Source organism: Mesorhizobium sp. B2-3-15 (genome assembly GCF_006442875.1).
Taxonomy (GTDB): domain Bacteria; phylum Pseudomonadota; class Alphaproteobacteria; order Rhizobiales; family Rhizobiaceae; genus Mesorhizobium; species Mesorhizobium australicum.
On the sequence record NZ_VFVO01000013.1, the window covers coordinates 25,424 to 38,017 of the forward strand.

The 12,594-nt window shown below is 61.8% G+C and carries 14 protein-coding genes; 5 read left to right on the top strand and 9 right to left on the bottom strand.

Annotated features, from left to right (window positions below; all coding sequences use genetic code 11):
• Positions 1-2: 2 nt before the first annotated feature.
• Entirely contained in the window at positions 3-2,099 is a 2,097-nt protein-coding gene (locus FJ954_RS24175) for a pyrroloquinoline quinone-dependent dehydrogenase (protein WP_140663657.1), read from the bottom strand.
• On the bottom strand, positions 2,096-2,470 hold the full coding sequence (locus tag FJ954_RS24180) for a hypothetical protein (RefSeq protein ID WP_140663659.1): 375 nt from the start codon (positions 2,468-2,470) through the stop codon (positions 2,096-2,098). The genes FJ954_RS24175 and FJ954_RS24180 overlap by 4 nt, the downstream gene beginning before the upstream one ends.
• Before the next feature lie 294 nt (positions 2,471-2,764).
• Here FJ954_RS24180 and FJ954_RS31860 point away from each other — a divergent pair, with 294 nt between their 5' ends.
• Entirely contained in the window at positions 2,765-3,277 is a 513-nt protein-coding gene (locus FJ954_RS31860) for a hypothetical protein (protein WP_210243330.1), read from the top strand.
• Here the strand turns inward: FJ954_RS31860 and FJ954_RS24190 are convergent.
• The 5 genes from FJ954_RS24190 to FJ954_RS24210 all read right to left on the bottom strand — a co-directional run bounded on the left by FJ954_RS24190 (position 3,261) and on the right by FJ954_RS24210 (position 6,902).
• On the bottom strand, positions 3,261-4,130 hold the full coding sequence (locus FJ954_RS24190; protein ID WP_210243331.1) for a hypothetical protein: 870 nt from the start codon (positions 4,128-4,130) through the stop codon (positions 3,261-3,263). The two genes, FJ954_RS31860 and FJ954_RS24190, sit on opposite strands and share 17 nt — an antisense overlap.
• 63 nt (positions 4,131-4,193) lie before the next feature.
• Positions 4,194-4,928, bottom strand: a complete 735-nt coding sequence (locus FJ954_RS24195) for a hypothetical protein (protein WP_140663661.1) — start codon at positions 4,926-4,928, stop codon at positions 4,194-4,196.
• On the bottom strand, positions 4,904-5,155 hold the full coding sequence (locus FJ954_RS24200) for a hypothetical protein (protein WP_140663663.1): 252 nt from the start codon (positions 5,153-5,155) through the stop codon (positions 4,904-4,906). Before FJ954_RS24200 ends, FJ954_RS24195 begins: the two co-directional genes overlap by 25 nt.
• Positions 5,156-5,229: 74 nt before the next feature.
• Positions 5,230-5,967 (bottom strand): hypothetical protein, encoded by a 738-nt coding sequence (locus tag FJ954_RS24205; RefSeq protein WP_140663665.1) that lies wholly within the window; start codon positions 5,965-5,967, stop codon positions 5,230-5,232.
• Positions 5,937-6,902 (bottom strand): DUF2213 domain-containing protein, encoded by a 966-nt coding sequence (locus tag FJ954_RS24210; protein ID WP_246681139.1) that lies wholly within the window; start codon positions 6,900-6,902, stop codon positions 5,937-5,939. Before FJ954_RS24210 ends, FJ954_RS24205 begins: the two co-directional genes overlap by 31 nt.
• Positions 6,903-7,255: 353 nt before the next feature.
• On the opposite strand from FJ954_RS24210, the gene FJ954_RS24220 reads away from it, so the two are divergent.
• Genes FJ954_RS24220 through FJ954_RS24230 form a run of 3 tightly spaced genes read left to right on the top strand, consistent with a single transcriptional unit; the run spans position 7,256 to position 8,507 of the window.
• The gene (locus tag FJ954_RS24220) at positions 7,256-7,534 is read left to right on the top strand and encodes a type II toxin-antitoxin system RelE/ParE family toxin (protein ID WP_140663671.1); all 279 of its coding nucleotides are present in this window, start codon (positions 7,256-7,258) and stop codon (positions 7,532-7,534) included.
• Positions 7,534-7,845: a HigA family addiction module antitoxin gene (locus FJ954_RS24225; RefSeq protein ID WP_140663673.1), complete on the top strand. Its 312-nt coding sequence runs from the start codon at positions 7,534-7,536 to the stop codon at positions 7,843-7,845. The genes FJ954_RS24220 and FJ954_RS24225 overlap by 1 nt, the downstream gene beginning before the upstream one ends.
• A gap of 5 nt (positions 7,846-7,850) precedes the next feature.
• Positions 7,851-8,507, top strand: a complete 657-nt coding sequence (locus FJ954_RS24230) for a hypothetical protein (RefSeq protein WP_140663675.1) — start codon at positions 7,851-7,853, stop codon at positions 8,505-8,507.
• Between the two features lies 1 nt (position 8,508).
• Here FJ954_RS24230 and FJ954_RS24235 read toward each other — a convergent pair whose 3' ends face one another.
• Positions 8,509-9,096, bottom strand: coding sequence for a phage minor head protein (locus tag FJ954_RS24235; protein WP_210242406.1), 588 nt, complete (start codon positions 9,094-9,096; stop codon positions 8,509-8,511).
• Between the two features lie 744 nt (positions 9,097-9,840).
• Here FJ954_RS24235 and FJ954_RS24240 point away from each other — a divergent pair.
• Positions 9,841-11,313, top strand: coding sequence for a protein adenylyltransferase SelO (locus FJ954_RS24240; RefSeq protein ID WP_140664003.1), 1,473 nt, complete (start codon positions 9,841-9,843; stop codon positions 11,311-11,313).
• 651 nt (positions 11,314-11,964) lie between these two features.
• Here the strand turns inward: FJ954_RS24240 and FJ954_RS24250 are convergent.
• The gene (locus tag FJ954_RS24250; RefSeq protein ID WP_246671869.1) at positions 11,965-12,483 is read right to left on the bottom strand and encodes a TMEM175 family protein; all 519 of its coding nucleotides are present in this window, start codon (positions 12,481-12,483) and stop codon (positions 11,965-11,967) included.
• Between the last annotated feature and the right edge of the window lie 111 nt (positions 12,484-12,594).

Genomic DNA, 12,594 nt, shown 5'->3' on the forward strand with positions numbered 1-12,594 from the left:
CATCACGGCCCGGGAAGGGCATAAGCGGCAACCTGATCGCCGACCTGGTCCTTCAGAATGGTGTTCCCGCCGGCCACGAACACCACGTACTCGCGGCCGCGGTACTCGTACACCGCAGGATTGGCCACCGCGGGCGCCTGGACGATGTCGGACCACAGTTCCTGTCCGTTCGCGAGAGAATAGGCGCGCACCTTCGCGTCCATCGAACCCCCGATGAATATCAAACCACCCGCCGTCACGGCGGGGCCACCGATCGTCACCGAGCCGAGGGATTCAGGCATATAGAAGCCCCACTTCTGCGATGCTCCCATCGGCCGGCGCCATTTGACGTCGCCGGTGGTCATGTCGATGGCGGCGATTTCTCCGAAGGGGGGTGCCCAGCACGGCATGCCAAGCCAGTTGAGAGCGTTGTGCAGCGACATGCCGTAGGGTGCGCCCTCTTGCGGATAGTAGCCCTGCTCATTGCCGGAATCGCCGGCGAGCCGTTGGTATTCATCGCGCGGATAGAGCTTGATGGATTGGACGACATGCGAGAAGTTGACCACCGCCGTTTGGGTGCTTGGATCGAAACCGACCCCGCCCCATTGCACTCCGCCCGCCGAATCCGGGTAGGCCAGCACGCCCTCGCCCTTGTGTGTCGGCGGGCTGTACATGCCACGATAGGAGAGGTTGTCCCATAAGCGGGAGCACTCGCCCAGGCCGACGACATCAGCTATTCGCCAGATGGGTGGCTTTTTGGACTGGTCCAGCAGCGGTGCGGGTTTGGTGGGGAACGGCTGCGTGGGAGCGTAGACTTCCCCTTGGACGCTGCCGTCGCCGCCCGGTACAGGGCGTTCATCGATCGGCCAGACGTCTTTTCCGGTGCGCCGGTCGACGACGAACAGAAAGCCCATCTTCGTCGCCTGCATGAGGGCAGGAATTTGTTTGCCCGCCACGGTGATGTCCATAAGCGTAGGCGCCGAGTTGATGTCGTAGTCCCAGATGTCGTGATGGACCCACTGTCGTGACCAGACGACCTTGCCGGTTTCAAGATCTAGTGCGGTGGTGGACGTCGCAAGCGGTATCGGGTCGGCACGATTGCCGCCCCAGTAGTTCGGCGATGGGCTGGAGACCGGGAGGTAAACAAGCCCGAGCCCTTCGTCCACGGACATTGCGGTCCAGACGTTGGCGGTCCCAGTACGTTTTGCGATCTGCGCCGGCAGCGACGAGAACGACCACTGTCGCGCGCCCGTCTGAGGATCCAGCGAGAAAACCGTGCCGGGGGGAGCCTCGGCATAGGCCCAATCCTTTCCAGCCCAGCCGAGGATGACGTGGTCGCCGGCCACGGTGGGCGGCTGCAATAGGGAAAGCGGGTACTTGGCGTTGATGTCGTTCCACTGGTTCACATCCAATACGCCACCCGAGCCAAATTTCTTGCAGAGCTGTCCGGTATCGGCATCGAGCGCAAAGAGGTGCGCATCCATGGTGCCTAGATAGACAATCTTCTGACAGCCCTCGCCCGCCACGGCATTCTTGCTCTGCCAGTAAGCAACGCCACGGTTTTTCAGGGCCGGCTGCGTCAAGGCCTTGAGAGTGGATTTGGACTCGAATTTCCATTTGATCGCCCCTGTGCCCGGGTCGAGCGCAAGCACCCCATAGAAGGGGGTCCCGATATAAAGGGTGTCATTGGCAAAAATGGGGGTTGCGGACCAGACCGACGGTGGCAATGCGCCCGATCCGTCTGACATATCGCCAGTATGCAACTCCCATACTTTGCGGAGCGAACCGACGTTCTCTGCGGTAATCTGTGTAAGCGGAGAGTACTTCTGGCCATTGAGCTGGCCGTGAAAGCTGTTCCAGGTCGGCTGTGGCGGGATCAGCGGGATTGGCTTGGGCTCAGGGAGCGGGGCTGTTGCCGCCTCCTCCGGCGAGCCTGCTTCCCCGGCCAAAGGGCTGGCGCTCCCGCTGCTGTCCTTCGGCTGACTGCCGGCATCCGGTATGCCGCCCGGTTGTGACGCGGGTGAAGTATTGTCATTCTGGGCAGAGACGGAATGAATGCCGAGCCCCAGCAACAGAAAGACGGCAAATGCCAGGCTCGAGCCGAAGACGGCAGTTCTCATCGGGACGTATCCTGAATGTTGGTCTGACGGAAACCCAGGGTGATCAACAGCCCAGCCAGCACAACGGAAACGGCCGCCACGAGCCACCAAGCGTGGAGAAAGATGGCCGCAATGAATGTGCCGAGTGCTCCTAGAAGGCCCAAGACCCACGCTAGGGTGAAAACGACACCACCTCTTCTGAAGCGCAGTACAAGCCCATCCAGCGCAAGAGCCAGGCTGGCGACGAGCACGAGCATGGCTCCGGGGGTTCCGGTTACCCCAGTCAGCGGGGTGGCGAAGTAATAGAACGCGATTGCGAATGCCAGTACCGCCGCTGTGATGACGACGAGCGGGCCACGATGACTAGTGTTCGGCAGTAGTTGTGTTTTCATGAACGTTCCTGCGACGTTTCTTAAGCGACCGGTTTCTTAAGCGACCGTCCGCGGGGGGGGCGTCTTGCGATACGAAGCACGTCGCTAACCCGAGCTCAGCCGGTATGTTCCAACCTCCGCTTCACCATCGCGTGAGCGGCGGACGCGCCAGAGAAATGCGGTTTTTGACATTCTCCGGTCTGGATTGCCTTTCCGGCCTCAACTTCGCGGGCATCATACCACCCAGATATGTGCATACGCTTCAGCACTGGGCGGCTTTCGCACCTCACGAGGCCGGGAGTATAGGGGAGCAATGTGGCGCGGAATTCATCCCAAAGCGGCAACGAACAATGTGGCGCGCAATTCACCCCAAGGCTGGCAGCCGACTATCCGAAAGCCGCTGTCGGAAAGAGCCGCGGCAGGAAGGGCGAGCGCCTGGCGATCGAGCCGGGTCGCCCCTCGCAACGACTGGCGCTCGATGGCGAGATCGGAGCGCACGGCAAGCGCCAGCCGCCGGCGTACGTGAGCGTGCTCGAGTTTGCGCAGTTCAACGACCGAGCCATGCCGTCGCGTTGGCAAGCGCCCTTAGACGCCAACCATCTGGGAAATGCCCATGGGCTGTCGAACTATGGCACCCCAGGTGCCGCTGGTCATCTTCTTCTTCCACGAAGACAGCGCGCGCACGATCGGGTGAGCGCGGAGCTTTTCGTTGAAGGCGCAATAACCCATCTGCTGGCCATCGATCCCATCCGCAATGAACTGTACTTCATTGCCGGCAGCGATGCCGCCCGGGTTGATAGCGGTTTGCCCCCTATATTGCACCGCTGAAACGACGCGAAGGTTCGGAAAATTCTTCTTGAGCAAATCCTCGACATTGACGTTGAACGAGTTCGTCGCGGTCATCGCGAGCTGAGATTCCGGCGACATGGCCCAGTGTCATCTTGGTGTTCTGGTCAACCAGGCCGGCGGTCTGGGTGACGAGCTGGAGCCAGAGCGACTGGAGGTCGGCATAGATTTCGTTCGCAGTCGCGACGATCTGGCCATTGTTGATCCACTTCACGCCCCCATAAGCTTTCGGGGACGGGGTAATCGGCGCGGCGAGGCTCGGATCATTGAGAAGGCCGAAGTTCTGCAGGCCCTGCACGCCCTTAAAGTAGGTGGTGTTCAGAAAGCGGTGAAGCACCGTCACGCCGGCGGCGTCGACCTCGCCGACCCAATTGACGCGGCCAAGACCGGCACGCTCGATTTCCAGCTCGCCGTATTCGGAGATCGTCTGGAAGAGATAGGACTGGCGCTGCGGCCAGTTCATGTTCGCGCCGGCTCGGCCGTTGTCGTTGTAATCGCCGTAGCTCGACACTTCACTAGTCTGCTCGATGACGGGGAACATCGCCGTCTGGTCGATCCAGGTGCCCTTTCGGGTTTCGCCGAAGATCTCGGCGGCCTTAGTGGGGGCAAAGAGGATGCGGTAGACCTCTGGGTCGACCAGCGTGGTCAGGAATGCCGGAATGCCGGCATTCGACGCCGTCGCCAGGGAGGGCTGCGCATCCATCGCAAGATGGTTGGTGCGGAAAGCCTCGACGATGTAGGCTCGTGCTTCGGGAAGATAGATGCCGGCCTGCTCGAACATGGGGCGATGCTGCGTCCACGTCGCGGCGGCCTGATTATAGTCATGGAATTGCATTGTGGTTCTCCTCAACAGACCGCCGCTTCACGGCGCATTGGTTCGAGGTTGATGGGAAAGGGTTTAGCCCTGCGGCCAGGAAGTGATTTTCATCAGCTCGCCCGGTTGGGCAAATGAACGCACGGTCCACTTGGTCTCGACGTTGGTGGCTGCGGTGAGAGCCGCAGCATTGACGACGGTTGACGTCCCCGGCATATGTTCCGACTCCGCCGGTAGGCCGGTGAGCTGCTGGGTGAGCGTGGTGACGGCGGTGATGCCGGCGCCAGTGAGCGTGTCGCCATTGCCGAAGACGCCAACGACGTTGCCGCCAGCCGTGAACACGCCATAGGTGCCGGCAATCACGGTGCCCGGGTCGACATTCTGGTCAGGGATCGACACCGCATAGGTGCCGGTCTTGCCCAGTGAGCCGTCGATTTCGGCGCTGGTGAGCTGCTGCACGATCTTGGTGCCGTTCGCCACGTCGGTACCGGAGATGGTGGTGCCTGAGTAGATCGTGCCGGAGTTGAGAGCGGAGACAGTTAGCACGTTGCCGACGATCGAAGCGACAAAGCCGCTGGTTGCGGCGGCGATCGAGCCGGCCGAGGTGGTTGCGCCATTCGGCGTGACGGTCGGAGCGGCCGTAGACCTGCCATCGGCATAGTTGGCATAGACCTTCTGGCCGTACAGTGCCGGGGTGGCGCCGGAGTTCTTCACCCAGAAGTCGCCTTTGTTGAAGACGGTGATGGGGAAGCCGGCCGGAACCAGCATGGTCGATTCCTGCAGGTAGACCTCGATCAGGCCCTGCTGCTCGCGGTGCACGACGCCGGCGACGGGCCCGGTACCAAAGGGTTGACCACGGCCGGCGCATTGTCGCTGTCGAGCTGGGCATAGTTCAGCCAGGCAAAGCGGCCGACGATCGCGCCCAGCGCACCGCATACCAGCGCGCCAGCGGCGGCCAGGATCGTGCTGCGGGGGTTGCTGGAAGCGAAGTCGCCCTCAACGGCGGGGGCGGGATTGTAGGCGACCTGCGTCTGAAAGCCAGACATGGGCGGTTCTCCTCATAAAGCAGCCGGCATGTTGGCCGGCTCGAAGGGGGTTTCTAGCAATTTAGGCCGCTCGCTTAGAGCGACTTGACAATGTGGGACTTGGCTGCCGGGAACATCTCGTGGAACAAGCTGACGCCTGCAGCGTCCATGGCGACACGGGCGGGCTGCTGCGCCTGGCCGGCGCCAGGCAGAGGCTGGGCCTTAAGGATGGCCGGCAGTGCCGAGGGATGAACTCCGTCGATATTGACGCCTAGCGACGTGAGCGCGGTGCGATAGACGGCATCGGCGCTGTCGTGAGCCATGGCGAGCTTACCGATGTAGGGGCGCACGGCCTCTTCCGCAGCGCGAACCTGGGCGGACTCTTCGCGGGCCTCGCGCTTGGCGCGATCGACAGCAGCCGAAACCGCAGCGGCGATCGCCGTGTCCATGGCCTTCTTGTCGACCTTGTCATCGTCGTCATCGTCCTTCTCCGCGTCTTCGGCGGCTTTCTTCTTTTTGTCCTCTTCCTCGACGGCGTCGTCTTCGGCCTGTTTCTTCTTGGCCTCTTCGTCGTCCTCGTCCTCTTCGTCGTTGGCTTCCTTCACCTCGACCCCGTCGAGCGCGACCAGGAGCGCCTCGAGATCATCGAGCTTGGCGTCAGCGTCCAGCTTGCCCTTGGTCGCCTTGCCGACCGCCTCGATGATGGCGGGCCGCTTGGCCTTGAAATTCTTGGCGGTGATGTCGGCCAGAACCGGGCGCAGATCGATCTTCTGATCGGCGGCCAGCTTGGGCATGACGTGGGCTAGGATCGCGCCGTGGGCGACGGACGCCATGCGCGAAGCAGAGCTGTTTTCTTCATCGTGTTGATCTCCTGTTTGCTGTCGCCGACCACAACATCAGGCCCGGCGCGGCCTTCCTCAACCAAGGCGACGTGATTGGCGGAAATGTCCCGCATCACGCCGTCGTAGGATTCTCCAGCCAGCGTGCCGGGCGTCATGTCGGCCCGGTAGCGATAGCTGCTCGATAGTTCTTTCTGCCGATCCGATTCGATCAGCGCGATTGCAGCGCCATCCCAGATGCTGAGCGGCGCCATGAGGTACGGCGCATGGAACTCGACGGCATCGCCCAGAGCCCCGACAACGGCTTCGCGCGGGTGTTCCTTGGCGCTGACTGGAATGTGCTTGAGCAAGAGCGGCTTGCCGACGAAGGACGGGGCGGCCTTGGCCAGCTCCTCCGCATTGCGATAGAGGCGGAAGACCCGCTCGGGATCCAGCCCCAGCGCTTCGAAAGCCGGGATCTCGCGGCCGTAATAGGGGCAAACGTTGGCCTTGGAGATCGGCGTCATCTCGACGCGCAGATGACCGTCCTGGTCGAACACGCGCACGCTGTTGCGATCCATCGCCAGTGCGTCGTTGGCCTGCTTCGGCCGCGCAACGCCGGTACCCTCGCATTCGTCGCAGACGATCCCAGGACCGGCGAGTTCACCGGTGCCACCGCAAAGCGGGCAATCGGCGGCTGCCATGCCCTCGTCCTTCGTCCATTTCACGAAGTTGGAGCGCAGCTGATCCCACGCCTCGGGAGCCATGTCTGCGGCGATGCCAAGACGCTCGCCCAGCATGTCGCGCAGGCCCGGATGCACCGGCTCAGGCAGCGAGCCCAGAGGGGCCCAGGCATATCCGGAGTGCTCCGCTGACAGCCTGGGCTGGAACTTCTCGACCACCGGCTGCGCATACGTGTAGTGCAGCCAGCCTTGTGGCGTAGGGCGCACTCCAGCAGTTTCGCGGGGCCGGCCTCCAGGAACATCTCAGGCCCTGTCGCTTCCTCTCCCGTCTCGCGCGTGGCCGTCTGGAGCGGCGTTTCGCCTTCCTCAGACTTGCCGCCGGGCCAGCACCAATGGCCGGGCCAGTTGGTGTCGGTCGACGAGCGGCGCAGCACCAGGACATCGCCATCGGGCGCGACCAACATCAGCGAGGCGGCTTGGCCGGCACTGTCCTTGCCGACGAACTCATCGCCGATAGGCTTCGGAATGCCGAGCGTGGACATCAGATCAATTTCCTGTAATGTAAGGCCGCGCCTCACAAACTTGTTGACTTGGAATGTGTAAGGCGTTACCTTACAAACATGCTCAAGTCTTTCCGAAACAAAGCCCTGCAACGCTTCTTCGAGACCGGCAGTCCGCGCGGTCTCAGCGTGCAAGACGACAAGCGTGTCGCCCGCATCCTTCGGGCCTTGGAAGCAGCCTCAAAGCCGGAAGACATGGACCTTCCCGGCTATCGCTTCCACGGCCTTTCGGGCGATCAGAAGGGGCGCTATTCTGTTCGAGTGAACGGAAATTGGCGCATCACCTTCGGTTTTGACGGCGAAGACGTTATCGAGGTCGAACTAGAGGATTACCACTGATGAACACGGCACCCATCAAGCGCGGCCTGCCCGCGATGCATCCCGGAGAGCTTCTGCGCGAGGACGTCATCCCGGCGCTCGACAAGTCGAAGACCGAGATCGCCAAGCTGCTCGGCATTTCCCGGCGCACGCTCTACGACATCCTGGACGAAAAGCAGCCCGTCACGGTCCCCATGGCGTTGCGCCTCGGCAAGCTGGTTGGCAACGGTCCGGTGCTCTGGCTCAACCTCCAGCGCAACTATGATCTGGAACAGGCCGAGAGGGCGCTCAGCGCCGAGATCGAGGCGATCCCGACGCTGACCGCGGCGTGAGGCGCATGGCAACCGATCGGTTGGACCGTCTGGCAATTTTTCTAGCGGCAGGGACAGGCGGGTTCTGTCTCGGTGCGTTGCTGGCGCCGGCGATGGTGAACCAGCGAATTCAATGGGAAACACTCGCGACCGGCGTTCTGGCCATTGCTGCTGCGGCGTGGTCTGTGCGTGCGGCTATGAAGCTGGACCGTGAGCAGGGACGCCGCCACAACGACACTCAACGGTTAACGCTGCGGGCAGACCGAGCGAGTGCCGCCCGTGCAGCTTATCTGGCCGGCGACTTCTTCGACATGACGTACTTGGCCGAAGTTGATGAGCTTCTCGCTGACGCTGGACCGGAAACGGTGATGGCGTCCAATGCGAGACTCGTTCAGCGGGCTCGAGATTGGAAAGTAGACATCCGAGGCAAGTTGAACTCTGTCCTCATCACCGAGGCCAGGCCGCTCTTCGACCCGATGACAGCGGTGCACTACGACACCCTCGAACAGTTATCGGACGAGATCGAACATCCGCTGGACGCGCTTGATGCTGTGGGCGCTTTCGAAGATGTCGAGCTGATGCTTGACCGGCGCTCTGCCGTCGTCACGGTGATGGAAGACATTCGCGCACACCTTAAAATGTTCGCTGACGACCTTGCGGAACTTGGGCAGACCTTTTTGTAGGTCACGAAAACCCCTTGATGACTGGCTTCCCGACACAGCGGCAACCCGGCTCCTCACCTGGTCGGATGAAGCGTTTGACCGCTGGGTCGTACCAGCCAGTCGAAATCTTGTAGCGGACCTTTTTACGGCCAGCCGCAACGTGCGTGGGGCGAGGTTCTTTCCCGCCGCCGCTGTGGTGCCATTCGGCTTCGTCGATGCCGAGTTCCAACTGGCGTGCGGTATTGAAGGCCGCCGTCGCCTTGTTGTTCTGGTCGAGCGCGATGAAGGCCGCGCGCCGCTTCGTAATGCCCGAGTAGCGCTCCAGCTCAGCCACTAGGCCGGCAAGATCGCGGCCGGTCTGCACCGACCGCATGACCGCGCCTTCGACCTGGTCGAAATACTGCGACGGGATCGACTTGATCAGCGACACGTTGGCGTGGACCGTCGCGTCGACAACGTCGCGCATCGCTGCCGTCATCTTGAATTCGACCGAGATGCCGCCATCGCGAAGGATCTTGCGGAGCGCCTGGCTCGATCGCTTTTCCACCGAGAGCGCGAAATAGTCGCCCAGCTGCAACGAAGCCACGTCGAAGCGCTTGGTCCACTGCACAGCGAGTTTGCGGATCGATCGGCGCAGCGCATCCGCCGGCGTCTCGTCCGCGCCATACGGGGCGTATTGGCCCGGTAGGAGGCTTTCAGCCAGTAGATCACGCTCTGGCTCATGGCCTCGATCAGCGCGGTCACCTTGCCCCTGTAGGCGGCTTCAATCCCGGCGTTGGGTCGGACGGGGCGAAGCACCTTTTCGTTGCGCTTTGCGGTCCGTCGGCTTTGCAGGCTGGACATCGCGATCCCTCAGCGTCTCGGCGATCTCGTGATCGTCGGGCGCCTGTGCTTTGAGCATTTCGAAGAGGTTGGAACTCAAACCGTGATCTCGCAGACCGGTACCTCAAACCGATGCGCCCGAGTTCGCTTACCACCACCATCTCACGTGCCTTCGGCAACCGATCGCGCCGACTGGGACCGCTCGAGGCGCGGTACGACAATGCGTTGAGAATGCGATCATTGGACGGTGGCCTGGACTTTGAAACATTGGCTCTCAGCTGCTCGGCGGGATGTTCGGGTTGCTGCGACCGTGTTGGGGCAGCATGCTGGTCCCAGGCCTCGCCTCGGGTTGTTAAGGGCCGGGTCTGATTCCAACTCTTATCCGGTGCCGAGCCGAGGATTCGATGGCACCAGCGACGTTGCGTCCCTATATCAACGAATGCCCCCCGAACGGGGCCGACCGGCCCCTTCACTTGAGAGCCAGCTCGCCGTGACCTTGCCTGCCACTGCTGAACAATCCCGAGGCACCCAGATGCAGCTTCCCGCCCTGCGCAACAGCTATGCACAATTGCCCGAGCGCTTCTTCGCGCAAACAGGTCCGCAGCCGGTGTCCGAACCTCGGCTGATCCGCTTCAACCGACCCCTCGCCGAGGAACTAGGGCTCGACGCCGACCAGTTCACCAGCCCGGACGGAGTGGAGATGCTTGCCGGCAGCAGATTTCCGGAAGGCCTGCAGCCAGTCGCCTTGGCCTATGCGGGCCACCAGTTCGGTAATTTCGTGCCTCAGCTCGGCGACGGTCGCGCCCTCCTGCTTGGCGAAGTGGTGGACGTCAACGGCATCCGCCGCGACATACAGCTGAAGGGATCGGGGCCGACGCGGTTCTCGCGCAACGGTGACGGCCGCGCCGCACTGGGTCCTGTCCTACGTGAGTATGTGGTCAGCGAAGCGATGGCGGCGCTGGGCATCCCGACGACGCGAACCTTGGCGGCGGTGCTCACCGGCGACCCCGTGCATCGCGAGGTCCGGCTGCCCGGCGCCGTGCTGACACGAGTGGCGGCAAGCCATATCCGGATCGGCACCTTCCAATATTTCGCCGCGCGCCACGACACCGAGGGGCTCAAGATCCTCGCTGACTATGCCATTGAGCGTCATTTCCCGCACTTGTTAGGGCAAGCACGGCGGTACCGCGCTTTGCTGGACGCCGTGGTCACAGCACAAGCGGATCTGGTGGCGCGCTGGATGCTTGTCGGCTTCATCCACGGCGTCATGAACACCGACAACATGGCGATCTCGGGCGAGACCATCGACTATGGCCCATGCGCCTTCATGGACGCCTATGACCCCGGCACGGTGTTCAGCTCGATCGACCGCGTCGGCCGCTACGCCTATGCCAACCAGCCTCGCATCGCCACATGGAACCTTGCGCGCCTTGCCGAGACGCTGCTGCCGCTCATGAGCACGGATGAGAATGAAGCTGTCGCAGAAGCCGAAGAAGTGCTGAGGTCGTTCCAGCCCTCCTATGAGGCTGTGTTGCAGCGCGGGTTCCGCAGAAAACTCGGATTGCTGACCGAGGCGGAGGCCGACCTGCAGCTCGCGGCTGATTTCCTCGATGTGCTGGCTCGCGGCGAAGCCGACTTTACGCTCGGCTTCCGACGCCTGGGCGACGACCTCGACGCCTCGGAAGGTCAGGGCACGGCCCGGGAGCTGTTTAGGGATCCAGCCGCATTCGACGCCTGGTCGGTGCGGTGGCGCGAGCGGATCGCAAGTGAAGCAGCCGACACTGTTACGCGACGGGCGGTCATGCATGCCGTCAATCCCAAATTCATCCCTCGCAACCATCGCCTTGAGGCGATGATACAAGCGGCGCTGGGCGGCGACTTCACACCCTTCGATGAGATTCTGAGGGTCGTGAGCCATCCCTTCGATGAGCAGCCAGAAATGGAAGGCTATGCTGACCCGCCACGCCCGGATGAACGCGTCCTACAGACATTCTGCGGCACATGAGACATTCATGATGGAGGTCTAACATGTGCAAATGCGGGAGCGCTTTTCGCACGCTATCGTGGTGGCTACTACTCTCGGAAGGATGCGAACTGTGACAATTATAGAATTAGCATTCGAATTGCTGGCACGGAAGCTAGTAGACCACACCGGAATATCCGACGAAGATGCTCGTGACCTTGTCGCAGCCATGGGCGCTGACTGGTCATCGCTCGTGCGGGCAGCGAGGGTGATGAAAGAGATTTAGGTCTTTCAATCTTTCGGCAATTAGCCGCAGGCCATGGAAAGGCCGATCCTCCCGATCCGGTACCGGATAGCATTCTTTTGGCGGCTGCAAAGTTGCAAGCGGGTTCCGGCAAAGATTGTAAAGGAGTGATGGAGGCCGACGCAGCGCCCGAGAGCTATCGCGCGGCCCCAGTCGCGAACGCCGCCAGCTTGATCGCATCGAAACAGGCGCCGGCAAGTTGAGCCTTTACTGTTGATCCAGCACCCTCCAGAACCTCTCCATGCCGCAAGGTGGCGGGCTTTTCGAGTTGGACTTGATCCGGCGCCGCCGCCACGCCGCACAAAAGGTCGTCGCGATGGCCCCGCGAGATTCAGGCAGTCCCTTGTCACCCCCGAGCCTGGGGCCTGAGATAGACTGCCAGGCAACAACTACAGATCCCCAGTCCGACGATTGGGTAGCTCAATGCCAAGATAGCGGCGAGCCCAAAAAGGCTGCATGACCCGCTGCACTTGTGGTGACACCTCCTCCTCTGGCAACGGATCAATGAGTTCGCGGATCAACAATAGATATGTCAGGTTAACCAGGAAGAACACGGTCGCATAGAAGGCGACCGGCTGCGGTGCCAACTCGCTTACGGCCATCCATGCCGTGGCCAGGGGGAGCAGCGAGACTGAGAACAGGTGCGCGAAATTGTACCACATTAAGGATGCCGTGCTCTCTTTCGCGTAGCGCAAGAGATGATGGTGGTTCGCCCAGACAATCGCAATGAAGAGATAGCTTACACCGTAGCTAAGCCAGGTTTCCCATGATGCCAAAAGGGCTTCGAGCGTCGGCACTTCCGGCGGGCGCAGGTCCAAAACTAGAACTGTGATCAGTACGGCGAACACGCCATCGGAAAATGCGTTCAGCCTTTCCAGGCCAGGTGAAGGTATCACGTGCGTCCCCATTTTATTCCTGAGCTAATGCTAACCCATTCCAGTCGCTGCTCAATAGACACCCCGGCTTCATTGGCCCAAGGACCCCCCTCGCCGCCATTACTCTAGTTGCGCGGCTGGCAA

Coding starts and splice junctions, on each gene's coding strand:
- FJ954_RS24175 (WP_140663657.1), bottom strand. CDS start 2,099: ATGAGAACTGCCGTCTTCGGCTCGAGCCTGGCATTTGCCGTCTTTCTG.
- FJ954_RS24180 (WP_140663659.1), bottom strand. CDS start 2,470: ATGAAAACACAACTACTGCCGAACACTAGTCATCGTGGCCCGCTCGTC.
- FJ954_RS24200 (WP_140663663.1), bottom strand. CDS start 5,155: ATGTCTGGCTTTCAGACGCAGGTCGCCTACAATCCCGCCCCCGCCGTT.
- FJ954_RS24250 (WP_246671869.1), bottom strand. CDS start 12,483: ATGGGGACGCACGTGATACCTTCACCTGGCCTGGAAAGGCTGAACGCA.
- FJ954_RS24240 (WP_140664003.1), top strand. CDS start 9,841: ATGCAGCTTCCCGCCCTGCGCAACAGCTATGCACAATTGCCCGAGCGC.
- FJ954_RS24225 (WP_140663673.1), top strand. CDS start 7,534: ATGAACACGGCACCCATCAAGCGCGGCCTGCCCGCGATGCATCCCGGA.
- FJ954_RS24220 (WP_140663671.1), top strand. CDS start 7,256: ATGCTCAAGTCTTTCCGAAACAAAGCCCTGCAACGCTTCTTCGAGACC.
- FJ954_RS24230 (WP_140663675.1), top strand. CDS start 7,851: ATGGCAACCGATCGGTTGGACCGTCTGGCAATTTTTCTAGCGGCAGGG.
- FJ954_RS24205 (WP_140663665.1), bottom strand. CDS start 5,967: ATGGCGTCCGTCGCCCACGGCGCGATCCTAGCCCACGTCATGCCCAAG.
- FJ954_RS24190 (WP_210243331.1), bottom strand. CDS start 4,130: ATGCAATTCCATGACTATAATCAGGCCGCCGCGACGTGGACGCAGCAT.